Origin of the sequence: Caballeronia sp. LZ062, assembly GCF_031450785.1 — a bacterium.
Lineage (GTDB): Bacteria > Pseudomonadota > Gammaproteobacteria > Burkholderiales > Burkholderiaceae > Caballeronia.
This window is the reverse complement of the sequence record NZ_JARTWB010000002.1, coordinates 2,619,246-2,642,779: the sequence shown is the minus strand read 5'-3', so window position 1 is coordinate 2,642,779 and position 23,534 is coordinate 2,619,246. Positions and strand designations below refer to the sequence as shown.

Here is a 23,534-nt window from a genome sequence, read left to right as displayed (position 1 = left end):
CGGCGCGCGATTGCTTCGGATGTCGAACGAAACTTTATCCTTGCAACGGCCTCACCCGCGCGACGATCTCGCCCACGATGCCGCGCCTGAAGGCCAGTACACACGCGATGAAGATGATCCCGGTCACGATGGTCACCGATTCGCCGAGCGAGTTGAACCACGCGAGGCCCGTCACGTTCGCGAGGCCGGCACCGATATCGCCGAGCCGGTCCTCCAGCGCCACGATGATCGCCGCGCCGAGCAGCGGCCCGAACATCGTGCTCATGCCGCCGACGAGCGTCATCAGCACGACGAGGCCGGACATCGTCCAATAGGCGTCGCCGAGCGTTTCGAAGCCGAGCACCAGCGTCTTCGTCGCGCCCGCGAGACCCGCGACGCCGGCGGAAAGCACGAATGCGAGCAGCTTGTAGCGCGCCGTATCGTAACCGAGCGATACCGCACGCGGCTCGTTCTCCTTGATCGCGATCAGCACCTGCCCGAACGGCGAATGCACGATGCGTACGATCAGCGCGAAGGCGAGCAGCATCAGCACGAGCACGACGTAGTAGAGGGTCACGTCGTGGCTCAAGTCGAGGACGCCGAACAACTTGCCGCGCGGCACGCCTTGCAGGCCGTCTTCACCGTGCGTGAACGGCGCTTGCAGAAACACGAAGTAGACCATCTGCGCGAGCGCGAGCGTGACCATCGCGAAATAGATGCCTTGCCGCCGGATAGCGAGCAACCCCACGATTACGCCAAGCAGCGTCGCGACGGCCGTGCCGAGAATGACACCGAGTTCCGGCGTGAAGCCGAGGGTCTGGATCGCGTAGCCCGCCGTGTAGCCTGCGCTCGACAGAAACATCGCGTGCCCGAACGACAGCAAGCCCGTGTAGCCGATCAGCAGATTGAACGCCGCCGCGAAGAGCGCGAAGCACAGCACTTTCATCATGAAGACCGGATACACGCCCGCGAACGGCGCGACGATCAACGCGACGAGCAACAGCGCGTAGAGCACTTTTCTCTGCATCATTTTTCCTTGCCGAAGAGTCCCGCCGGGCGCACGAGCAGCACCAGCGCCATGATGACGAAGACGACCGTCGCGGACGCTTCCGGATAGAACACGCGCGTGAAGCCTTCGATCACGCCGAGCAGCAGACCCGTGAGAATCGAGCCCATGATCGAACCCATGCCGCCGATCACCACGACCGCGAACACGGTGATGATCATCGACTGGCCCATGAGCGGCGACACCTGAATGACCGGCGCGGCAAGCACGCCCGCGAACGCGGCGAGCGCCACGCCGAAGCCGTAAGTCAGCGTGATCATCAGCGGCACATTCACGCCGAATGCTTCAACCAGCTTCGGGTTCTCCGTGCCGGCCCGCAGATACGCGCCGATGCGCGTCTTCTCGATGACGAACCACGTCGCGAAACACACGACGAGCGACGCCACCACGACCCACGCGCGATAGTTCGGCAGGAACATGAAGCCGAGATTCGTCGCGCCTGACAGAAGCGACGGCACGTCGTAGGGCTGCCCCGACGAACCGTAGATGGAACGGAACACGCCTTCGATCACGAGCGTCAGGCCGAAAGTCAGAAGGAGGCCGTATAAATGATCGAGCTTGTACAGCCAGCGCAGCATGGATCGCTCGATGACCACGCCCAGCACGCCGACGATGACCGGCGCGAGCAGCAGCATCGCCCAATACGGGACGTTGAAGTACGAATAGCCCATCCACGCGAGCATCGCGCCCAGCATGAAAAGCGCGCCGTGCGCGAAGTTGATGACGTTGAGCAAGCCGAAGATCACCGCGAGCCCGAGACTCAGGATCGCGTAGAACGAACCGTTCACCAGTCCGAGCAGCAACTGGCTCATCATCGCGGCGAGCGGTATGCCGAATATTTCCATTGAACCTGCCGAGGGTTGGATCGAAGCATGGCCGCAAGCAGTCGCGCCGGACCGCTTGCGGCGTCCATCGCCTGAACGCTTACTTCCAGGCCGCGCAGCGCGACTCGGCCTTCGTGCCGAAGGCCTGATCGCCCGGAATGGTGGCCGTGATCTTGTAGTAGTCCCACGGTTCCTTCGATTCCGACGGCTTCTTCACTTCCATCAGGTACATGTCGTGGATCATCGCGCCGTCCTCGCGAACGTAGCCCTTTGCGTAGAAGTCGTCGATCTTCGCCTTCTTCATCTGCGCCATGACCTTGTCGCTGTCCGTCGTGCCGGCGGCCTGCACGGCCTTCAGGTACGTCGTGACGGCGGAATAGTCGGCGGCTTGCAGGCTCGTCGGCATCTTCTTCATCTTCGCGAAGTAGCGCTTCGCCCATTCGCGCGTCTTGTCGTCCTTGTTCCAGTACCAGCTATCCGTCGCGACGAGTCCTTGCGTCGTCTCCAGTCCGAGGCTGTGAATGTCGGAGAGGAAGATCAAGAGCGCGGCGATCTTCATCGACTTGTTGATGCCGAATTCCTTCGCGGCCTTGATCGAATTGATGGTGTCGCCGCCCGCGTTCGCCAGACCCAACACCTGCGCCTTCGATCCCTGCGCCTGCAACAGGAACGACGAGAAGTCCGACGCCGACAGCGGATGACGCACCGAGCCCAGCACCTGTCCGCCGTTCGCCTTGACCACATCCGATGTGTTCTTTTCCAGCGCCTTGCCGAACGCGTAGTCGGCCGTCAGGAAGTACCACGTCTTGCCGCCCTGCTTGGTCACCGCGGAACCGGTGCCTTTCGCGAGCGCCATGGTGTCGTAGGCGTAGTGCACCGTATACGGCGAGCACTGTTCGTTCGTGAGGTTGTCCGCGCCCGCGCCGATGTTGATGTACGGCGTCTTCTTTTCCGCCGCGACTTGCGCGGTGGAAAGCGCGGTGGCCGAGTTGGTGCCGCCGATGATCGCGTTCACGCCGTCGCGGTCGATCCACTCGCGCGCCCGCGATGCCGCGATATCCGCCTTGTTCTGATGGTCCGCGTACACGAGTTCGATAGGCTTGCCGTTCACCTTGCCGCCGAAGTCCGCGATCGCCATGCGGATGGCTTCCAGGCCGCCTTGTCCGTCGATGTCCGCATAGAGGCCCGACAAGTCGGTGACGAAGCCGATCTTGACGCTATTGCCATCGGCTGCCTGCGCGCCGCTGCTCATGAGCGTCACACTCGCCGCCGCAGCCGCAAAGCAAAGAGTCGAGAGGCGCGCGAGGGTCTTCTTTTTCATTCCAGTCTCCGTGAGTTTTTGATTGTTGCTGCGCTGCTGGTCTTACTGGTGTTGCTTGCGCGACGCGTTTTCACACGCCGAGCAGTTCGTGCAGCACCGGCATCTTTGCTTCGAGTTCCCCCGCGCCGAAATGCTCGACGATATTGCCGTGCTCCATCACATAGAAGCGGTCCGCGAGCGGCGCCGCGAACCGGAAGTTCTGCTCGACCATCACGACCGTATAACCGCGCGACTTCAGCATCAGGATCATGCGCGCGAGTGTCTGCACGATGACGGGCGCGAGACCTTCGGAGATTTCATCGAGCAGAAGCAGATTCGCGCCCGTGCGCAGAATGCGCGCGACGGCGAGCATCTGCTGTTCGCCGCCCGACAGACGCGTGCCCTGGCTCGCGCGCCGCTCCTTTAGGTTCGGGAACATGGAGTACAGCTCGTCGAGCGGCATGGCCTGCTTCGGATCGCCGATGAGCGGTGGCAGAAGCAGGTTCTCCTCGCACGACAGGCTCGAAAAAATGCCGCGCTCCTCCGGACAGTAGCCGACCCCGTGATGCGCGATCTTGTGTGTGGGCAGCCCGATGGTCTCGCGTCCGCCCACGCGGATCGAGCCCGTGCGCCGCCCCGTCAAACCCATGATGGCGCGAAGCGTCGTGGTGCGTCCTGCGCCGTTGCGGCCGAGCAGCGTCACGACTTCGCCGCGATTCACCTTCAGGTCCACGCCATGCAGGATGTGCGATTCCCCGTACCACGCCTGCAAGCCTTCGATTTCCAGCGCGGGCGCATTCCCCGCTGCGCCGTTCGCCTCGCGCGAGCGGCGTTCTTCCGCGATCGCGCTCATGCGTGCGCTCCGGTGAGCGCCGCATCGGCGCTGCCCATGTAGGCTTCCATCACGAGCGGATTCTTCGATACTTCCGCGTAGCTGCCTTCGGCGAGCACTTCGCCGCGTTGAAGCACGGTAATGGTGTCGGAGATGCCGGCAATCACGTTCATGTTGTGCTCGACCATGAGAATGGTGCGTCCCGCCGATACCTTTTTGATGAGCGCGGTCACGCGATCCACGTCCTCGTGTCCCATGCCTTGCGTCGGTTCGTCGAGCAGCATGAGTTCGGGTTCCATCGAAAGCGTCGTTGCGATTTCGAGCGCGCGCTTGCGGCCGTACGAGAGTTCGACGGTTTTCACATCCGCGAAATCGGTGAGGCCGACTTGCGTGAGCAGGTCCATCGCGCGATCGTTCAAGGCATCGAGCGAACGTTCGCTGCGCCAGAACTGAAACGACGTGCCGAGTTGCCGCTGCAAGCCGATACGCACGTTTTGCAGTACGGTCAAATGCGGAAAGACGGCCGAAATCTGAAACGAGCGGATGATGCCGCGCCGCGCGATATGCGCCGGGCGCTCGCGCGTGATGTCGGTGCCGTTGAAGACGATCTGGCCCGCAGTCGGTTCGAGAAATTTGGTGAGCAGATTGAAGCAGGTAGTCTTGCCTGCGCCGTTCGGTCCGATCAGCGCATGGATCGAACCGCGGCGCACGCGCAGGTTCACGTCGTTCACGGCCGTGAAGCCTTTGAATTCCTTCGTGAGCCCTCGCGTTTCCAGAATCGTGTCGCCGAGAATCATGTCCCCTTCCATGCGAAGTGAGGCGCTGAACGATGTGTTCGCCTGCGCTTTATTTTTCTGTCGCGCGTACCGGACGGTGTCTCCGCCGCGGTGCCGCTTCGCTTTGTACGCTGGTGGCATGCCGCACAAGACATGCACGAGGTACGCCGAGCATCACGTGATCCGGGGCCATTGTCGCGCCAATGATGCAGCGCAATCATTGGGATTTGCACTAAGGGATTTGCACCGATTTCACGCGATGCTGCAAGCCGCCGTTCATGCACGCGAACAAGGCATGACGCGTGCTCTGCGACGCTTTCCCGCTATGCGAGCGCGGCCGACATGACTTCCTGCGACCGCACCGCGCGCCGGTCTTCGCGAATCATGTCGCTCGCGCGTTCGGCGATCATCAGCGTCGGCGAATTCGTGTTGCCCGATGTAATGACCGGCATCACCGATGCATCGACCACGCGCAAGCCCTGCACGCCGAGCACGCGCAATCGGCTGTCCACGACCGCGCCCGGATCGTTATCGATGCCCATGCGGCACGTGCCCACCGGATGAAAGATCGTCGTGCCGATATCGCCCGCCGCCTTCGCGAGCTCTTCTTCTGTTTGATACTGCACGCCCGGCAGGATCTCTTCCGGCGCATAGCGCGCCAATGCCGGCGCGCTCGCGATGCGCCGCGTGAGACGCAGTGAGTTGGCGGCCACTTCGCGGTCGCGGTCGGTGGAAAGATAGTTCGGCGCGATAAGCGGCGGAGTATGCGCATCCGGCGTCGTGATATGGATGCTTCCGCGCGATGTCGGCCGCAGATTGCAGACGGAAGCGGTGAACGCATTGAACGCATGCAGCGGTTCGCCGAAGCGTTCGAGCGACAACGGCTGCACGTGATACTGGACGTCGGGCCGCTTGATCGATGCATCGTCCGGATTCGATTTGGCGAATACGCCGAGCTGCGAAGGCGCCATCGACATGGGACCGCTGCGCATGAACGCGTACTGCATGCCGATAAAGAGCTTGCCCCACCACCGCGCCGAAAGCGTGTTGAGTGTGCGCACGCCGTTGACCTTGTACGCCATGCGCAACTGCAAGTGATCCTGCAGGTTTTCGCCGACGCCGCGCAGATCTCTCACCACGTCGATGCCAAGGCGCTGCAAGCGCGCGCCATTGCCGATGCCCGAAAGTTCGAGAATTTGCGGCGAGTTCACCGCGCCCGCGCTCAATATCACTTCACGATGCGCCTTCGCGATGTAGTCCACATCGCCGCCGCGATACTCGACGCCCACGCAACGTGTGCCTTCGAACACGAGCCGCTGCGTGTGCGCGCCGGTGATCGTCGTGAGATTCGGGCGCTTCATGGCTTCGCGCAGAAACGCTTTCGCCGCATTCCAGCGGATGCCGCCGCGCTGGTTCACATCGAAATAGCCGACGCCCGTGTTGTCACCGCGATTGAAGTCGTCGGTGGCGGGAATGCCCGTTTGCTGCGCGGCCTGCGCGAACGTCTCGAGAATCTTCCACTTGAGCCGCTGCTTCTCGACGCGCCATTCGCCGCCCGCGCCGTGCCATGGATTCGCCCCGCCGTGATGGTCCTCGCTGCGCATGAAGACGGGCAACACGGAGTCCCACGACCAGTTGGAATCGCCCGTGATGTGCGCCCACTCGTCGTAGTCCTCGCGCTGGCCGCGCATGTAGATCATGCCGTTGATCGACGAGCATCCGCCGAGCACGCGCCCGCGCGGATACGACAACGCGCGTCCGTTCAGGCCCGGTTCGGCTTGCGTCTTGTACAGCCAGTCCGTGCGCGGATTGCCGATGCAGTACAGATAACCGACCGGAATGTGTATCCAGTGATAGTCGTCCTTGCCGCCTGCTTCGAGCAGCAGCACGCTGACGTCCGGGTCTTCCGTGAGGCGATTGGCGAGCACGCATCCGGCCGTGCCCGCGCCAACGATGATGTAGTCGAACTCGCCTTCGAGCTTGCGGGCGTTCTGCTTCATGACTTGTCTCCGGTTCGGCGTGGGCGTCTGTGTGTTTCTTTCTGCGCCTTTCTTTCAAGCGTACTGCGGTCGTCGTCCGCCGATCCAATGAGATATGTTCAAGAGGGTTATAAGACGCGCTAATATCAGCCGATGGACTACACCCTGCTCCGCGCATTCCTTGCCGTGGCGCGCGAAGGCAACCTCACGCGTGCTGCGGCGCAACTGCATCTCACGCAGCCGGCGGTCAGCCTGCAGATCAAGAATCTGCAGGAAACGCTGGGCGTCGTGCTGTTCGCGCGGACGTCGCATGGACTTTTGTTGACCCGCGACGGCGAAGCGTTGCTGCCGCACGCGGAGCGCGCGCTCGCCGCCGCCGCCGACGTGCAGCGCGCGGCTGCCGCGCTGCGTCAAGACGTGAGCGGGACACTGCGCATCGGGACGATTCTCGATGCTGAATTCTTGCGACTCGGCGGCTTCTTGCGCCAGTTCGTCGAGGCGTATCCGCGCATCGAAACGGCGCTGCGTCACGGCATGTCGGGCTGGGTGCTGGAACGCGTGCGCTCACGTGATCTGGACGTCGGCTATTACATCGGCGATCCGGCGCGCGACGGCACGCGCGACGCCGAGCGCTTTCATGTGGTGCGGCTCACGCCGTTTTCGTATCGCGTGCTCGCGCCGGCCGGCTGGCACAACCGCGTGAACAAAGGCAAGCGCGACTGGGCGACGCTCGCCAAGCTGCCGTGGATCTGGACGCCGCCGGAATCGGCGCACAACCGGCTGCTGTCGCGCGCGTTCCGCGAGGCCGGCTCGATGCCCGTGATCGTCGCGGAAGTCGATCAAGAGCCGTCGATGCTCGATCTCGTGAAATCGGGCGTGGGCTTGTCGCTCGCGCGGGATTCCATCGCGCTCGCCGAGGCGCATGCGCACGCGCTGACGATCGTCGAAGGCGTCACCGTGCCGACGCAGCTCTCGTTCGTCGCGCTTGCCGAGCGTCGCGAGGAACCGGCCATCGCGGCGGCGCTGCGCCTGATCGATGCACAGTGGTCCGTGTAACCCAACGTTCACGATATCTTTGCTAGTCTCGCTGCTGCGCCCTCACCCGAAGGACAACCGGAGACCTCGTTCATGGCACGCAACATCGAAATCAAGGCACGCGCGCATCAATTCGACCAACTGCGGGCACGCGCGGCCGCGCTCGCTGCGGATGCGCCGCTCGTGTTCCGGCAACAGGACTTCTTCTATGACGTGCCGACCGGCCGCCTGAAACTGCGCCAGTTCGATGACGGCACGCCCTCCGAGCTGATCTTCTATCAACGCGACGACCGCGACGGCCCGAAAGTCTCGTACTACTCGCGCAGCCCGGTGACGAATCCGGAAGCCATGCACGCGCTGCTCGCGCAGGCGCTGACGACGCGCGGCATCGTTTCAAAGGAGCGGCATGTGTTTCTGGTCGGGCGCACGCGCATTCATCTGGATCGCGTGGATGGTCTCGGCGATTTCGTCGAACTGGAAGTGCTGCTCGGCCAGGACGACGACGAAGCCGGCGGCGAAGCGGAAGCGCACGCCATGTTCGAGCGGCTCGGCGTAACGCAGGCCGATCTCGTGCCGGTTGCGTATGTGGATTTGCTGAACGCCGGTCAGGGCGCGTCCGCGGCCAGGTGAGCGAGCGGCAGCGGCCCGTTGCGCTTGAACGTCGTAAGTACGATGTTCGAGCGCACGCTGTCGACGCCCGGCACCCGCATCAGCTTCTTCATCACGAAGCCGGAAAGCGCGTTCAGATCGGGCGCGACGATGCGCAGCAGATAATCGGCATCCCCGACGGTCGCGTGGCATTCGAGCACTTCAGGCAACTTCTCGATTTCCTGCTGAAATTGCTCGATGACCGTATCGCCGTGATGCTTGAGCTTGAGACTGGTGAAGGCGGTCACGCCCAGACCGAGCTTCTCGGGCCGCAAGACCACGCGATAGCCCTCGATCACGCCGATCACTTCCAGCCGCTGCAAGCGTCGCCCGATCTGCGACGGCGACAGCGGCACCTGCTCGCCGAGTTGCTGATGCGTGGCGCGCCCGAAGCGTTGCAAGACATCCAGCAGGGCGAGGTCGAAATGGTCCAGTTCGAGCATGGCGGGCGGCGGAGACAATCGGAGATGCGACTTTAGCGCATCGCGGCTAAAAATCCGCCAAAGCCACGCAGGATGCGCATGGTTCTAGCAGAACATGAATATCGGCTTACGCCAACCAACAAGGTAACGTCTGTATTACCAACCATGACATCGCCGAAAGGAGCGGGGTGGCCCGCCCGCCTCGCGCTGTGTTCTCTGCAAGGTAAAAAAAGCCCGGCCGTAAGCATTGGCGACGGCTATCTTTCACTGGTGTAGGCAAATTTTCAACGGGCCGTAAATTTGTCGAACGGCAGCGGCGGCGGCCTTCCGCCGGGCAAGAGGCTCGCGTGATTGAAGCTGTACAATCAGCAGCGCACCACGGACAGCGCAGTGCCGCTGAGAGACGGCAAGCAGCCGCATCTTCGATGAAACGCGGCTCGACGGTGCGCCGAGTGGCAGACAGCCACGTCCAGGGACAGGCATTCGGTGTACGGCCGCTCGCGCGCACGAGGCGTCGGCGGCGCCGCATCAGAGGTAACGGTTTTGATCCGGCTCGAACCTGCGCCGCCGCGTCGTGAATCACCGGCCTGGACGCCCGGCTCGAGCGCAACCCATTGTACTGAGCGACTTCATGCGAATCCTTCTGATCGAAGACGACCGCCCCATTGCGCGCGGCATTCAAAGCAGCCTGGAGCAATCCGGCTTCACCGTCGACATGGTTCACGACGGCATCTTCGCCGAGCAGGCGCTCGCGCAGAACCGCCACGAACTCGTCATTCTCGACCTGGGCCTGCCCGGCATCGACGGCATGACGCTGCTCTCGCGCTTTCGCCAGGGCAACCGGCATACGCCGGTCATCATCCTCACCGCGCGTGACGAACTGCACGACCGCGTGCAGGGCCTGAACAGCGGCGCCGACGACTACATGCTCAAGCCCTTCGAGCCGCAGGAACTGGAGGCGCGCATTCGCGCCGTCATGCGCCGCAGCGGCCCGCACGGCGACGTGCCGCGTCCCGAAGTGACGCTCGGCGGCTTGCGGCTGTCGGGCGTGGATCGCCGCATTTTCAACGATGAGCGTCCGCTCGAGCTGTCGCCGCGCGAATTCGCCGTGCTGGAAATGCTGCTGCTGCGCCATGGCCGCGTCGTCAGCAAGGCGCAGTTGCAGGACCATCTGACGCACTTCGGCGGCGATCTCGGCGATACGGCGATCGAAGTCTATGTCCATCGCGTGCGCAAGAAGCTCGAAAACACGCGCGTGGAAATCGTGACGGTGCGCGGCTTCGGCTATCTGCTTCAGGAGATCCGGCAGGCGGCGTGACGAACCGGCCGCTCTTGCCCTAGAACGCTTTGCGACTTCCCACCCGGCGCGCGGGCGATCAGCGGTTCGCTCGCGAAGACTGGCTCGATCTGGCGCGATCGAAGCCCGCAGGACCCGCCGCGCCTCCGAGCCTGCGGCGCACGCTGCTGCGCCGCCTCGCCGCGCCGCTGTCCCTGCTCGCGCTGATGAGCGGACTCATGGCGTACTGGCTCGCGTGGCAATACACCCAGCACGTCGTCGACCGCTCGCTCGCCGATCTCGCCACCGCCATCTCCAAGCAAATTCAGCTCGCCGGCGTCGATGCGCCCGTGACCGTGCCGCCGCTCGCTCAGGCGATGTTCTCCGATCCCATCGAGCAACTCGTCTATCGCATCAGCACGGGCGACGAGGAAATCGCCGGCGATTCGGACTTGCCGCTCACCGGCACGGCCGTCCGGCGCATTCACTACGCATACGTTTTCGAAACGCACTATCAAGGCACCAGCGTGCGCGCCGCGCAGGTCCGCGTTCCGCAGCCGCACGGGAATCCGATCGTCGTCGAAGTGGCGCAGCGCGTGGGGTCCCGGTATCGGATCGCGGTGGAGTTTCTCGTCGCGATCATGATGCCGCTTCTGCTGTTGCTGCTCGCCGGCTGGGTAATCGTGTGGCGCGTTGTCAATCAGCAGCTGAACCCGCTTACCGATCTCGCCGACGCGCTGAATCGTCAGACGCACATCTCGCTGGAACCCGTCGACGAATCGCATGTGCCCAGCGAAATTCGGCCGCTCACCAGCGCCATGAACGGGCTGCTCGTGCGTCTGCAGGCGGCGCTCGATGCCCAGCGCAAGTTTATTGCGGATGCCGCGCATCAGTTGCGCACGCCGCTCACCGCCGTGAAACTGCACGCGGAGCAGGCGCTCAGTTCGCGCGATCCCGCCAAGGCGGTCGAAGCGGTGAAGGAACTGCGTGCATCGGCGGACCGCGCGGTGCGGCTGTCGAATCAGTTGCTGTCTCTCGCGCGCGCCGAACCGGGCGAGCAGGCGGCGCGCTTCGCCGATTTCGATCTCGCGGCGCTAGCGTTCGAAACCGGCGCGGAATGGGTGCCGCGCGCGCTTGCGTCCCGCGTGGACCTCGGCTTTCAGCGCACGGACGATCCCGAGAACGAACATCCGATGATCGTGCGCGGCAATGTCGTGCTGACGCGCGAGGTGATCGCGAATCTGATCGACAACGCGCTGAAGTATGTGCCGCCTTCGCGCTATGACGGCGCGCGCATCACGCTGACGGTCGGGGAACGGCGCGATGACGCAGGCGCGCGTTTCGGCGAAGTGGTGATCGAGGACAACGGCCCGGGCGTTCCGGCGGATCAGCAACCGGATCTCTTCAAGCGGTTCTTCCGTGGCGACGGGCAAAGCGTGGAAGGCGGCGCGGGCCTCGGACTAGCCATCGTCCACGACATCGTGGCGCTGCACGGCGGCAGCGTGCATTACGAGGACGCGCCCGAAGGCGGCGCGCGGTTCATCGTGCGTCTGCCGCTGAAAGCGCAAGCATCAACGACGGCTTCCGTGCCGCACTGACGCGGCGCGCGGCGCCTACTTCTTCGCTTTCTTGTCCTTCTTTTCCTTCTTCAGCGCGAGCATGGTCCCGCGGCACTTCTTCGCGCCGCAGCGGCACTCGTATTCCTTCTTGAGCTTCTTGGTGATGCGCCCTTCGATGACGAGCCCGTAGTCGTAATTCAGCTCTTCATCCGGCTCGATGTCGCGCAGCGCATGAATGAACACGCGGCCTTCGACTTCCTCGGCTTCGCAATTCGGCGCGCACGAGTGGTTGATGTACTTCGCGCTGTTGCCGTCGATCTTGCCGTCGATCACGCGCCCGTCTTCCAGCGCGAAGTAAAACGTGTGGTTCGGCTCGTCCGGGTTATGCGGATGCCGGCGCAACGCTTCCTTCCAAGAGATGCGCTCGCCCTTGTACTCCATCACCTCTTCGCCGGCGGCAATGTGCTTCGCGGCGAACACGCCCTTGCCATGCACGCCCGAGCGGCGAACGGTGATCCTCCGTGAACTCATCGAACGAATCCTTCAATAACGAATCAATGTGGGACGCTTCGGCCGCGGCAATAAAAAAACGCGGTGGCCTTTGAGGCGCCGCGTTCCAACGTCAGCACGGTATCGTACACTCCCGCGCGCTTCGTTCTCAACCGCGATGCATCAACGTTGTCCGAACGAAATGTCGCCGAAGAGATGCTTCTGCTCGCGCGGCTGCGAGCGCCAGTACTGCGGCGGCGCGCTGACGGTCGCGCCGAGTTGGGCCGCCGCGTGCCACGGCCAGCGCGGATCGTAGAGCATGGCGCGCGCGATCGCAACGAAGTCGGCCTGGCCGCTCGCGACGATCTCTTCCGCGTGCTTCGCGTCCGTGATCAGGCCCACGGCCATGGTATTCACGCCGGTCGCTTCCTTGACGGCCTTCGCGAACGGCACCTGATAGCCCGGCTCGAGCGGAATCTTCTGTTGCGGCGATACGCCGCCCGACGACACGTCGATCCAGTCGACGCCGCGCGCTTTCAATTGCGCGGCGAACGCGATGGTGTCTTCGATATCCCAGCCGCCTTCCACCCAATCCGTCGCCGAGACGCGCACGCCGACCGGCTTGTCCGCAGGGAACGCGGCGCGCACGGCATCGAAAACTTCGAGCGGATAGCGCATGCGGTTCTCACGCGAGCCGCCGTATTCGTCCGTGCGCTGGTTCGCGAGCGGCGAGAGGAACTGATGCAGCAGATAACCGTGCGCCGCGTGCATTTCCAGCGCGTCGATGCCGAGCCGCGCCGCACGCCGCGCCGACGCGGCAAACGCTTCCTTCACGCGCATGAGTCCGGCGGTATCCAGCGCGAGCGGCGCGGTTTCGTCGGCCTTGTGAGGAATGGCCGAAGGCGCATGCGTCATCCAGCCGCCATCCGCGACGGAAATGAGCTGGCCGCCTTCCCACGGCGCCTGGCTCGACGCCTTGCGGCCTGCGTGCGCAAGCTGCATCGTCACCGGAATGGACGAATACTGGCGGATGGCAGCGAGTACCGGACGCAACGCTGCTTCGGTTGCGTCGTCCCAGAGACCGAGATCGCCCGGCGTGATGCGTCCGTCCGGCTCCACGGCGGTCGCCTCGATGAACAGCATACCCGCGCCGGACAGCGCCAGATGACCGAGATGGATCATGTGCCACGCAGTGGCTTCGCCGCGCTCCGCGGAGTACTGGCACATCGGCGAAACGACGATGCGATTCGGAATGTGCAGACCGCGTAAGGTGGCCGGTTGGAACAGCGCGCTCATGTGTTAAGCCCGTCGCGAACAAAGAAGCGACCGAGAATAGCACCAGCACTTTGTTCGTGCAGCGCGCGCTTCAGTCCCGATGCGCGCCGTTAGCGCATCCATCGAGCCATTCGCCGAACATCGCGCGAGCCGCGCGTTCGAGCGCGGGACCGTGCTGCGCGGTGGCTTCTCGCAACGCGGTGGCCGTCGTGCCGCTTCGGGCGAGATCGCCGGGATAGGTGACGAGCCAGTTCTCGAAGCGATCCGCGAGAACTTCGGCGTGACATTGCAGGGCGAGCACATGCTCGCCCCACGAAAACGCCTGATGCGCGCACGCCTCGGTGGACGCGAGCAGCGTCGCGCCATCGGGAAGATCGAAGGTATCGCCGTGCCAGTGGAAGACCGGCACCGCCTGGCCGTCCGCTTCGAGATGACGCAACGGCGAGGCGCGCCCCGCTTCGGTCAGCGTGAGCGGCGACCAGCCGAGTTCCAGCGTCTTCGACGAATAGACGCGCGAGCCGAGCGCACGCGCGATCAACTGCGAGCCGAGACAGATGCCGATAGTGGGAAGCCCCGCGGCGATGCGCTTTTCGAGCATCGACAAAAGTGGAGCGAGATGCGGATACTGCGCGTCTTCGTATGCGCCGATAGGCCCGCCGAGCACGACGAGCAACGACGGATCGAGCGGATTCGGCGCACCGATGCGCCCGCGCCCGACATCGAGATAGCGCACGAGATGCCCGCGGTCGCCGACGACGAGTTCGAGACTGCCGAGGTCTTCGAAATGAACGTGGCGAATGGCCAGGACTTCAGGTTTCATCGGCGGCTTTCCGTGAATCGGCGTGCGTGGCTCGGAACGTCCATGAATGACGAGCCGCGCCTCGCGGCGAGGCGCGACGGGCACAGTCTAACCGACTCGCCCGCCGCCTCACAGCGTGGAATGCCGCACACTGCTGCCGCGTGGCCTCAGGCGATCTGCGCGAAGACCTTCCAGCTCTTCTTCTGCGTGCCGAGGTCGCCTTCTTCGTACACCGAGCAGTCGAGACGCAGATCGGTGTCCGCCATGTCGATCTGCAAGAGCGCGCAATGGTGCGGAACCTTCTTCGGATTTTTGCTGGCCTCGAAGTGCGTGCACGAGAGACACATGCGATGCGCCGGAATCTGCTGTTGCGCTTCGAGCTGGCGAATGGTCTTGAGGAGCGTGCGGTAGAACGTCGCCTGCTCGTCTTCGCGCAGCGTGCCGACCGCCTTCGACAGGAAGTCGGGCCATTGCAGCGCCTTCTTTGCCGCCGTCCGGCCGCGTGCCGTCAGGCGAACCGCGAGCGCCCGGCCGTCGTCGAGGGCGCGGCGCTTTTCGACAAGCCCCTTGCCTTCGAGCGTGCTGACGGCATCGCTCGTGGTCGCGGCAGTAAGCGCCGTTTCGCGTGCGATTTCGCCGAGGCGCATGGGCCCCTTGCGCTGCATCAGCAACACGAGAATTTCACCCTGGGTAGGCGTCAGCCCCGCGCTTTCCGCCCATTCCCATGCCTGGCTGCGCATCGCCGTGCTCAGCCGCAGCAGGCCGTGGGTCACCCGCCCCGTCGCCTGCTCTCCGTAAACGCCTTCACTCATAATCTTTCGCTTGTTTTCCGCTTTATGGGTTTCGACAGCCCGTTCGCCGTTAAGCGAACACCTCGCCCCGAAAGCCACCCGAATCACGTTGCCCGTTCTTCGGAACCTCTCCCGGTTCGTGGTCCCCGCCGTCTCAAAATTCAGGCGTACCAAGCCAATTCGGTTTGCCTGAATGGGGACATTGCCGCCCTCTTCGTTTTGCGCCTTGTTATGTGATGCCGTGGCGCTGCTTTTTGCCGACTATACCCCGCCATCGGCGAAGTCGCCATTCTAAGCGACTGAGACCAAACGTACACCTTAATTATCCACGCAAAACTGTGGATAACCCGTGGAAAAGCGCGGTATTTCGTTGAGACTGCGCTCTAGACCACCTACGGCCTGCCGTTGAAGCCAAAAGGACTGCCGCTCATCGCCATATACCGCCACAGCGACTGCATTTTCAGCACACTCGAAGCACCGTAACGTGCCGTAACCATTTCGAACGTCGCGAGATTCCTGCGTTGTCCGGACTAACCGCATTGGCAACACCTTCTCGATGTATACGGACACTCCGCGCAAACCTTGAGGGCAGTGCTTTCGTTCTGTTCAAACGTTCGCGCACGCATTTTATTCTCACAGCGACTTGCACGCGTTCCATAAACAGCGAAAACAAAAAGGCCGCTCGGGATTTGCTCCAAGCGGCCTATGTGGGTCACCCGTCAAACTGCGACCATGCGCGAGAAATCTTAAGCGTGCCTTAAGGACTTCTGTGCGTCCTTCATTCACGCCCTTCGGTTAAGCGCGCCATTGCAGACACTGTTGTCTCACGGCTTCGTGCAGCGACTTCTCTTTGTCGAATACGCCGCGCAGCCACGTGGCATCGTTGACGCCGCCGCGCGCGATGTCGGCGATCTGCGCGAGCGCCGCCTGCGATCCGAGCGCCTCGGCGTGCGGCGCCAGAACGTCGAGCGTCGCGAGAATGTCTTCTGCCACCGTGTGCCGCTCGCCCGTCTGTGGGTGCACGCACGTCCCTTCCATTCCGAAGCGGCATGCCTCGAAGCGGTTGAACGTGTAGACGAGGTAGTCGTCTTCTTGAGGCGTGAGCGGCTTGTCGAGCAACAGATAGCGCGAGAGCGTCTGGATATAGCACGCGATGGCCGCCGCGCGATCTACCGAAAGCGGCGTATCCATCACGCGGACTTCGATGGTGCCAAAGCCCGGCTTGGGGCGAATGTCCCAGTAGAAGTCCTTCATGCTGTTCACGACGCCCGTGTGCACCATCTTCGAGAAGTATTCCTCGAAGCTGTCCCACGTCAGGACGAACGGCGCGCGGCCGGACAGCGGAAACGCGAATACCGAATTGAGCCGCGCCGAATGAAAGCCCGTATCGACGCCTTGGATATACGGCGACGAAGCCGAGAGCGCGATGAAATGCGGGATGTAGCGCGACATCGAATGCAGCAGAAAGAGTGCGCTGTTCGGGTCGGGACAGCCGATATGCACATGCTGCCCGAACACCGTGAATTGCTTGGCGAGATAGCCGTAAAGCTCGGAAATATACTGAAAGCGCGGCGCGTCGTAGATCTGGCGGTCGCTCCATTGCTGAAATGCATGTGTGCCGCCGCCCGCGAGCCCGACGTTCAGCTGATCCGCTGCCGCAACCAGCGTATCGCGAATCTTGCGCAAATCCGTGACGGCTTGTTCGTGCGTCGTGCAGATGCCGGTCGAGAGCTCGATCATGCTCTCCGTTATTTCGGGCGTGATGTTGCCCGGAATCTTCTCGTCCTTGATAAGACGCATGAGGTCGGACGCGGCCTTGGTCAGATCGTAGTCGTGTTTATTCACGACCTGAATCTCGAGTTCGACGCCGAACGTGAACGGTTCCGAGTTGATGAAAGGTTCTAGTGCCATGACGCCTCTTGTTGAATCAATGCTTTAGCGGCCGGAAGGGCGAACTCGCGCTCATTCGCGCCGCTCGCTCACGGCCGACAAACTACGGTACACCACGAACGGCGTCACGATCTGCAAGAGCACGATCGAGCACATGACGATGGCGCGCAGCGTCGGATCGTAGTCGGGATAAAGCACGTACATATCGTCGACGAGCAGATACGCGAGCGCGGACATGGGCGTCAACGCGACGCCGAGCGCCACGCCCTGCTTCCATTCGAGACCGCTCGGTTTCGCGAAAATCAGCACCCCGACGAGCTTGCCGACGAAGCGCGCCAAAACCAGCCCGAGCGCCGCGACGCCGCCGAGCGCGATATCGCGCCACGCAAACGATGTCAGCGTCAGCGCAAACAGAATGACGGTGAGCAGCCATCCCGCAGAGCCGAAATGCGACGGCCACAACTGCGGCCGCTCGTCCGCGTTCTTCACGATGATGCCCGCCGCGAGCAGCGCGAGAATCGTCGAGAGCTTGAACAGGTGCGCAATGGCGATGGCGAGCAGCACGAGACCGAACAGCGCCACGAACGAATGCTCGTCGTTCGCGTTCAGGCGCCGATAAAGCAGATTGCAGCCGCGCGCCAGCAGAAACGCCAGCACGAGCGATCCGATCAGCAGATAGAGCGGCTGAAGGATCGTCGCAAACGTGTTGCCATAGATTTCCTGATGCAGCACGCCCGCCGCCAGCTTCTCGACGATCACCGCGTACATGCTGTTCAGCGCCGTCAGGGTCAGGAGACGCTGCGTGACCTGGCCTTCCGCGCGCAGTTCCGTTTTCAGCTGGATGACCATGGCGGGCGACGTGGACATGGCGATCGCAGCAATCACCACCGACGGCATGGTCGGCACATGAAGCAGGATCAGCGCGATCAGCACGAGACCGAAGGTGAGCGTCGATTCGGCGATGCTCGACAGGATCAGATACGGATTTCGGCGGATCCAGCGCAGATCGAGCCGGCCACCGAGTTCGAAGAGCAAGAGCCCGAGCGCGACGTCCAGCAGCGGACGCGACAGCCCGCCCGCGCTGGCGTCGATCACGCCGAGGCCCGCGTTGCCCGCAATCAATCCGATGACCGCGTATCCGGTAATGCGCGGCAGGCGCCACGCGCGCCAAAGCAATTCTCCGGCGAGCCCGGCCGTGACGAGCGCGAGACCGGCCCAAAGAATGGCGTCGGGTTCGAGCGGCCAGGCGGGCAGAAACGAAAATGCCGAATTCATTGTGTGGACTTCTCCTTCGTTGCTTCGAGAGGGGCACGTCCGGTCGCGCAGTTCGCGCGGCAGACGTCAGCGGACGGCACGCATGCGCACGACCCGCTCCGACCGCGGGCGTAGGTTCATTCAGGCGAAACGAATACGAACGAACACGGCGTCACGGAACCGGCCGTGCACGAATTAGACGACGCGTCCGGCTCCAGTGCGACGCTCGAGCGAAACCGGCCGGACACAGCGAACGACGTTGCAGCGCGATGATCGGAATTTCGCGTTGCAAGCGGCGTTCCATTGAGGCGTTCGCCGCCGGAACGGCGCGACGCGGGAAGAAGCGCGATTGTGCCACACAGTGCTGTCCCCGATGAAAACCGCAAGTCGATGATTCTTATGATGTAAATGCGACCGCTTGTTCGCTTCCACGGAAATTCTGACCGTGAGCGCGCTCTTCGTTCTGCTTCCCGGTGGCGTCGTCTTCAGGTGTTTACAGGTTTACTGTATATAAACGTAGTAGTAGTTAACAAGGCGCACGACCGTCTGTGGACAACTACGTTTTCCGCTTCCAAATCAAGCATGTGTAAACCGAAAAAGCGCGCGGTAAACCCGGCTGCCTCGTGCGGTTAACTCGGAACAACTTTTGGCGCGTGAAAGACGGCGGTCCGGTTGTCCCGTTTACGTGCACAACGACTACACAGTTCCTTCTTGCGGATTCCACCGGGTTATCCACAGATTGTCGAGGATAACTACGGCGCGGCGACTTCTCCGTGACGTAGCGCTCGCAAAAAGAATCTCGCGGGATCGACGGCTTCGGCGAGTTCGCGTTCGATGGGCCACGGCGCGCCCTCTATCTGCGATGCGATGAGTTCCGCAGCCAGCGTCGCCCAAACGAGGCCGCGCGAACCGAAGGCGAATGCGCCGTATAAACCCGACATGCGCGGCAAATCGAGCGGCCACGCGCCCGAGAGACGCCGCGCATCGCGGCGGGCAGCAGCTTCGTCGGCGAACGCGCCGATCATCGGCATGCGGTCGCTCGTCACGCAACGAAATGCCACGCGCCCGTCGACCGCCGACACGCCTTCCAGCCCGGCGAGCATGCGTCCGACGCGCTCGACATTCTCGGCGTGCCCGGCGTCGCGGACGTGCGGATCGGTCGCATCGATGTCGTACGTCGCGCCGATCAGCGTGCGGCGCGCGTCGAGCGGCACCGCGTAGCCGTCGCCGATCACGGGCAGGCGAAGCGTGTCGAGCGGACTGTTATCGAGAATCGAAAGCTGGCCGCGGACGCCGCGCGTCGGCTCGCCGTATGAGCCGGCGAGACGCGCTGCATCGTGCGCATTCGCCAGTACGAGAATCGGCGCTTTCGCGATGAGTCCGCCGTTCGCGTCGAGCGCGCGCCAGTCGCGGCCATCGAAGGCGATCTGCGCCACGGCCGTGTTCATGCGCGTGGTGAGCGCATCGCCGGATGCGGCGAGTTGCGCCGCGCAGACCGCAGCGGGCGAAATGGCGCCGCCGCGCGCAAAGAACCAGCCGCCGCGCGCCACATCGACGCCCGCGATGCCCGACGCTTCTTCGCGCGTCATCGGCGTCACGTAGTCGCGCGGGTAGCCGAATCGCGCGATGGCGGCGGCGAGCGCATCGGCGTCTTCAGGCGTATCGGCGATTTGCAGCAGACCCGCGCGGCTGCGTTGCAGGTCGTGGCCAGCGGCTTCGAGCGCGTGCCATTGCCGCAGCGCGAGCAGGAAGCCCGCGCGCGTGAGCCGCGCGGCGACGCTGTCGTCGCGCCAGACGATCGGATGAAACACGCCCGCCGGATTACCCGATGCATCGCGCGCCGGCGATGCGTGCCGGTCGATCATCGTTATGCGCCAGCCGCTCGACGCAAGGCGCGCGGTCACGGCGCAGCCCGCCAGCCCCGCGCCGATGACAATGGCCTCCCGCGCGCTTAAGTCCGTGGCAAGCGGCGGTTCGTGACGGCGCACGCGCCAGCGCGGCGCGAAGCGGCCCGCGAGTCGTTCGCCTATGAGCTGGCATTCGAAACCCGATGCGCCGAGTGCGCGGATCCACGAGTCGCGCACGGGCTCGGCGGTGTCCACGGAGAGCGTCGCGTCGTCACCGGCAAAGCGCGCGAGCGTCTTGCTCAGCTTGCGCGGATCGTCGTCGAGCGCCGCGTCTATATGAAACGCGTCGGCGCGCAGCCAGAGCGTCGACAGCATGTCGTCGCCAACGGCAAGCGTGAGCATCACGCGCCCTGCCTCGAATTCCAGACGATGGACGCCGGGCACGCGCATCGGCCAGGCGCGGGCAAGCTCGGCGCAAAGCGGATCGTCGGCGAGGGATGGCGGCGCATCGAGCGCGTCGAGCGGTAAGACGGCGACCACGTGAAGACGTTCGGAGCGCGCGGTGTCGTCACGCCAGAGACGCCATAACACACGGACGAGACCGAGACCGTCGAAGCGCGCTGCGGTATCGACGAAGGTGAACATGCGCCTCGTCTTCCAGCGCGCCGGAAGATCGTGAAGCGCGAGGAGCGGCCCGCAGACGGGCGATGTATCGGTCATGCGTCGAACTTTGAGGAATGCGGGAAGCGCGTGAGCGGACGCGCGCGAAACGCACCGGCGCCCGCACCCGCGAAAGCTAGTCCTGGCAAGGCTTGCAGCCCGAAAGGGTGGGCGAATTGGGGGTCAAACGTTGGCAAAAACCAACGGCGCGCTGTCCGATAAGGCCGCATCGGCAGACAAAGATCCGTCTTTCGCGATCGACCTCGAAAACGCCGGCCGGAACGCCTCGTTACATAAGGGTAAATCTTTGAAACCCTTGTCCAGATTGGGTTTGCGCTGCGCTATCATACCAAGCGCCTCGTTCGAAGGCGGCGCGAGGGTTTTGATAGCAAAGAAGGCCCGAGACCTGGCGCGAAACGGCGCCGAATCGTCGGAGGGGCGCGCCAGAAGGCCGTCCCCACTCGACTGCACGGCTTGCGCACGTATAATCGGCGCGTTCGCGCTGTTCGTGTCAACCTAAACTGATAAAGGAACCTTAATGAACAAACAGGAATTGATCGACGCCGTAGCCGCTCAGACCGGCGCCAGCAAGGCTCAAACCGGCGAAACGCTGGACACGTTGCTCGAAGTCATCAAGAAGGCTGTCTCGAAAGGTGACGCAGTTCAGTTGATCGGTTTCGGCAGCTTCGGTTCGGGAAAGCGCGCAGCGCGCACCGGCCGTAACCCGAAGACCGGCGAATCCATCAAGATTCCGGCCGCCAAGACCGTCAAGTTCACGGCTGGCAAGGCATTCAAGGACGCAGTCAACAAACGCTGAGCATTCGGGAATCGCGGCGCTCCTCGCTACGCTGGGCGGCGCCCGGCAGCGTTTATCAGCGCCCCGGCTCGTGTTTCGTTCGCGCCTTGTTTGTATCCTGATGCGCCCGTCTTGCGCCAGCTACCCAGGTTCGTCCGCATGAGCGGAGAGAAAGCCGGAGACCAAGAGGACCATAAAACCCGCCATCGGCGGGTTTTTTTCGGCTGCGCGTTTCCGCGCTTCAATGCCGATGATCCTCGCAATCGCAATCGGGACCGTGCTCGTGCTCATGCTCATGGTCGTGCTCCTCGACGTCCCATGCGGGAAACGGATCGTCGAAGTGCTGCCACGCATCGCTGCCGAGCGTCCACTCTTCGTCGGTGAGAAGGCACGCGTCGAACTTCCGCTGCCACAGGTCCGCATCCAGATCCACGCCGATCAGCACCAGTTCCTGCCGACGATCGCCGATGCTGTTGTCATCCAAATCGCCGAACCATTCCGCGACAATCTCCGCTTCGAGTTCGGGATCGTCCGTTGGCCATTCGCTGCGGTCCTGCGCCGCCCACCACACGCCCGCCGGGCCATGTCGCAGCGTGCCGCCCGCTTGCGAGAGCGAACCGCCGACGACACTGCGCGTCGCGAGCCAGAAGAAGCCCTTCGCGCGCAGCACGTCTCGCCACTCCTCGTGCAGCAGATTCCACAGCCGCTGCGGATGAAACGGCCTGCGCGCCCGATAAACAAAGTGTCCGATGCTCGATGCGTCGGTTTCAAGTTCGTTATTGAGAATCGCGAGCCAGCCTGCGGCGCTGCCCGTGGCGTCCAGATCGAAACGTCCGGTGTCGAGCAGTTCGCCGAGCGGCGCGTTGCCGTGTTCCGTCCGTAGCTGAACGGCGCGCGGATTCAACGCGCGAAGCATGTCCGCGAGCCGGTCCAACTCGTCGTGGCCGACGAGGTCCGTCTTGTTGATGACGATGACGTCGCAAAACTCGATCTGCTCGACGAGCGTTTCCACGACGGTTTTACCCTCATCGGACGCTTCTTCATCGCGCACGATGCCGCGTTCGGCGAGCGAATCGGCCGATGCGTAGTCGCGCATGAAGCTCGCCGCATCGACGACGGTGACGAAAGTATCGAGATGCGCGCGTCCGGCGAGCGGCGTATCTTCGTCGTCGGCAAAAGCGAAATGCTCGGCGATATCCATCGGATTCATGCCGGCCGGCGCTTCAAGCACGATCGCGTCGACATGCGGTTGCTGCTCGGCAAGCTGGATGATCGCCTCTTCGATGGCGTGCATCGAATCGTCGCCCGCGCCGCAGGCGAACGAACCGATGCGCACGCCTTGAGCGTGAGCGCGCAGCGCGCCGAGAAGCGTGGACTTGCCCGCGCCGACGAAACCCGAGAGCACGGTGACAGGCAGTGGCGTTTGGTTCATTGCGGGCGTCTGGACGAGAATCGAAGCCACGATTCTGCATCAAACGCGCAGCGAGCGTGGGCAAACGCCGAAGCGGCGCGACGGCTCAGGCGCTGAAAGAAGAGGCGTTACTTCGAGGCTTGCAGCAGTTTCCAGCGCCGCAGAATCTCGATAATTTGCGCGGAGTACTTGTCGCGCAGCGCGGGCGTTTCGGAATGGTAAGCACCGACGGCCTGCCACGAATTGCCGTACTTGTTCATTTTCTGGCGCAGATGCCACGCGGCAACGTAGACGCTCTTGCACGGCTCCATGAGCGTGCCGCTCGAAATGCCGTATTGGGAGAGCGTGTTGAGATGAATCGAGTTGATTTGCATCAGCCCGTAGTCGGTCGAGCCATTGGCGTTCTTGTTGATGGCGTCGGGCTTGTTGTGGGATTCCTGCCAGGCGATGGCGCGCAGAATGAGCGGATTGACCTTCTGATACTTCGCTGCTTCGTCGAAACAGTCGGCGTGTGCAGAGGCGGCGGCCAGCATGGCGCCGCAACCCATCGCGAGTATTCGCAGGAATCGCTTCATCTTCGTTCTACTCCATCCGCCCGTGCGGAACCGTCATGCCGCCAGCGCCGC

General features: G+C 63.4%; 21 protein-coding genes. 5 read left to right on the top strand and 16 right to left on the bottom strand.

Going from position 1 to position 23,534, the window contains the following annotated elements:
• Nucleotides 1-34: 34 nt before the first annotated feature.
• The 6 genes from P9239_RS18405 to P9239_RS18380 form a co-directional block, all read right to left on the bottom strand.
• Nucleotides 35-1,006: a branched-chain amino acid ABC transporter permease gene (locus P9239_RS18405; RefSeq protein WP_309753424.1), complete on the bottom strand. Its 972-nt coding sequence runs from the start codon at nucleotides 1,004-1,006 to the stop codon at nucleotides 35-37.
• On the bottom strand, nucleotides 1,006-1,890 hold the full coding sequence (locus tag P9239_RS18400; RefSeq protein WP_309753422.1) for a branched-chain amino acid ABC transporter permease: 885 nt from the start codon (nucleotides 1,888-1,890) through the stop codon (nucleotides 1,006-1,008). Before P9239_RS18400 ends, P9239_RS18405 begins: the two co-directional genes overlap by 1 nt.
• 79 nt (nucleotides 1,891-1,969) lie before the next feature.
• Complete coding sequence (locus P9239_RS18395) at nucleotides 1,970-3,190, bottom strand: ABC transporter substrate-binding protein (protein ID WP_309753420.1); 1,221 nt, start codon at nucleotides 3,188-3,190, stop codon at nucleotides 1,970-1,972.
• 70 nt (nucleotides 3,191-3,260) lie between these two features.
• A complete protein-coding gene (locus P9239_RS18390) occupies nucleotides 3,261-4,022 on the bottom strand; it encodes an ABC transporter ATP-binding protein (RefSeq protein WP_309753418.1) in 762 nt (253 codons plus the stop codon).
• Nucleotides 4,019-4,798, bottom strand: coding sequence for an ABC transporter ATP-binding protein (locus P9239_RS18385; RefSeq protein WP_175938694.1), 780 nt, complete (start codon nucleotides 4,796-4,798; stop codon nucleotides 4,019-4,021). The genes P9239_RS18390 and P9239_RS18385 overlap by 4 nt, the downstream gene beginning before the upstream one ends.
• A gap of 302 nt (nucleotides 4,799-5,100) precedes the next feature.
• Nucleotides 5,101-6,777 (bottom strand): GMC family oxidoreductase N-terminal domain-containing protein, encoded by a 1,677-nt coding sequence (locus P9239_RS18380; RefSeq protein ID WP_309753416.1) that lies wholly within the window; start codon nucleotides 6,775-6,777, stop codon nucleotides 5,101-5,103.
• A gap of 132 nt (nucleotides 6,778-6,909) precedes the next feature.
• Here P9239_RS18380 and P9239_RS18375 point away from each other — a divergent pair, with 132 nt between their 5' ends.
• Nucleotides 6,910-7,812, top strand: a complete 903-nt coding sequence (locus P9239_RS18375; RefSeq protein ID WP_309753414.1) for a LysR family transcriptional regulator — start codon at nucleotides 6,910-6,912, stop codon at nucleotides 7,810-7,812.
• Nucleotides 7,813-7,884: 72 nt separating this feature from the next.
• Nucleotides 7,885-8,421, top strand: coding sequence for a class IV adenylate cyclase (locus tag P9239_RS18370; protein WP_309753412.1), 537 nt, complete (start codon nucleotides 7,885-7,887; stop codon nucleotides 8,419-8,421).
• On the opposite strand, the gene P9239_RS18365 is transcribed toward P9239_RS18370, so the two are convergent.
• Nucleotides 8,397-8,882, bottom strand: coding sequence for an Lrp/AsnC family transcriptional regulator (locus P9239_RS18365; RefSeq protein WP_309754145.1), 486 nt, complete (start codon nucleotides 8,880-8,882; stop codon nucleotides 8,397-8,399). The genes P9239_RS18370 and P9239_RS18365 overlap by 25 nt on opposite strands.
• Before the next feature lie 610 nt (nucleotides 8,883-9,492).
• Here P9239_RS18365 and P9239_RS18360 point away from each other — a divergent pair.
• Together P9239_RS18360 and P9239_RS18355 are read left to right on the top strand one after the other, a co-directional pair.
• Complete coding sequence (locus P9239_RS18360) at nucleotides 9,493-10,179, top strand: response regulator transcription factor (RefSeq protein ID WP_035962098.1); 687 nt, start codon at nucleotides 9,493-9,495, stop codon at nucleotides 10,177-10,179.
• A gap of 29 nt (nucleotides 10,180-10,208) precedes the next feature.
• The gene (locus P9239_RS18355) at nucleotides 10,209-11,735 is read left to right on the top strand and encodes a sensor histidine kinase (protein WP_404980084.1); all 1,527 of its coding nucleotides are present in this window, start codon (nucleotides 10,209-10,211) and stop codon (nucleotides 11,733-11,735) included.
• Nucleotides 11,736-11,750: 15 nt separating this feature from the next.
• Here the strand turns inward: P9239_RS18355 and P9239_RS18350 are convergent, their stop codons facing one another.
• The 7 genes from P9239_RS18350 to mnmC all read right to left on the bottom strand — a co-directional run bounded on the left by P9239_RS18350 (nucleotide 11,751) and on the right by mnmC (nucleotide 20,761).
• Nucleotides 11,751-12,227, bottom strand: coding sequence for an SET domain-containing protein-lysine N-methyltransferase (locus tag P9239_RS18350; RefSeq protein ID WP_309753407.1), 477 nt, complete (start codon nucleotides 12,225-12,227; stop codon nucleotides 11,751-11,753).
• 141 nt (nucleotides 12,228-12,368) lie between these two features.
• The gene (locus tag P9239_RS18345; protein ID WP_309753406.1) at nucleotides 12,369-13,481 is read right to left on the bottom strand and encodes an NADH:flavin oxidoreductase/NADH oxidase; all 1,113 of its coding nucleotides are present in this window, start codon (nucleotides 13,479-13,481) and stop codon (nucleotides 12,369-12,371) included.
• A gap of 70 nt (nucleotides 13,482-13,551) precedes the next feature.
• The gene (locus tag P9239_RS18340) at nucleotides 13,552-14,280 is read right to left on the bottom strand and encodes a glutamine amidotransferase (protein WP_309753404.1); all 729 of its coding nucleotides are present in this window, start codon (nucleotides 14,278-14,280) and stop codon (nucleotides 13,552-13,554) included.
• A 146-nt stretch (nucleotides 14,281-14,426) separates the two neighbouring features.
• A complete protein-coding gene (locus tag P9239_RS18335; RefSeq protein ID WP_309754140.1) occupies nucleotides 14,427-15,071 on the bottom strand; it encodes a MarR family winged helix-turn-helix transcriptional regulator in 645 nt (214 codons plus the stop codon).
• Nucleotides 15,072-15,845: 774 nt separating this feature from the next.
• On the bottom strand, nucleotides 15,846-16,961 hold the full coding sequence (locus tag P9239_RS18330; RefSeq protein ID WP_309753402.1) for a YbdK family carboxylate-amine ligase: 1,116 nt from the start codon (nucleotides 16,959-16,961) through the stop codon (nucleotides 15,846-15,848).
• A gap of 51 nt (nucleotides 16,962-17,012) precedes the next feature.
• Nucleotides 17,013-18,215 carry a cation:proton antiporter gene (locus P9239_RS18325; RefSeq protein WP_309753400.1) on the bottom strand — a complete coding sequence of 401 codons (1,203 nt, stop codon included), beginning with the start codon at nucleotides 18,213-18,215 and terminating at the stop codon, nucleotides 17,013-17,015.
• A 731-nt stretch (nucleotides 18,216-18,946) separates the two neighbouring features.
• On the bottom strand, nucleotides 18,947-20,761 hold the full coding sequence (gene mnmC, locus P9239_RS18320; protein ID WP_309753398.1) for a bifunctional tRNA (5-methylaminomethyl-2-thiouridine)(34)-methyltransferase MnmD/FAD-dependent 5-carboxymethylaminomethyl-2-thiouridine(34) oxidoreductase MnmC: 1,815 nt from the start codon (nucleotides 20,759-20,761) through the stop codon (nucleotides 18,947-18,949).
• A 478-nt stretch (nucleotides 20,762-21,239) separates the two neighbouring features.
• Here mnmC and P9239_RS18315 point away from each other — a divergent pair, with 478 nt between their 5' ends.
• Complete coding sequence (locus P9239_RS18315) at nucleotides 21,240-21,518, top strand: HU family DNA-binding protein (RefSeq protein ID WP_008352404.1); 279 nt, start codon at nucleotides 21,240-21,242, stop codon at nucleotides 21,516-21,518.
• A 220-nt stretch (nucleotides 21,519-21,738) separates the two neighbouring features.
• On the opposite strand, the gene P9239_RS18310 is transcribed toward P9239_RS18315, so the two are convergent.
• Nucleotides 21,739-22,929 (bottom strand): GTP-binding protein, encoded by a 1,191-nt coding sequence (locus P9239_RS18310; protein ID WP_309753391.1) that lies wholly within the window; start codon nucleotides 22,927-22,929, stop codon nucleotides 21,739-21,741.
• Between the two features lie 107 nt (nucleotides 22,930-23,036).
• A complete protein-coding gene (locus P9239_RS18305) occupies nucleotides 23,037-23,483 on the bottom strand; it encodes a lytic transglycosylase domain-containing protein (protein ID WP_175938720.1) in 447 nt (148 codons plus the stop codon).
• Nucleotides 23,484-23,534: the final 51 nt, after the last annotated feature.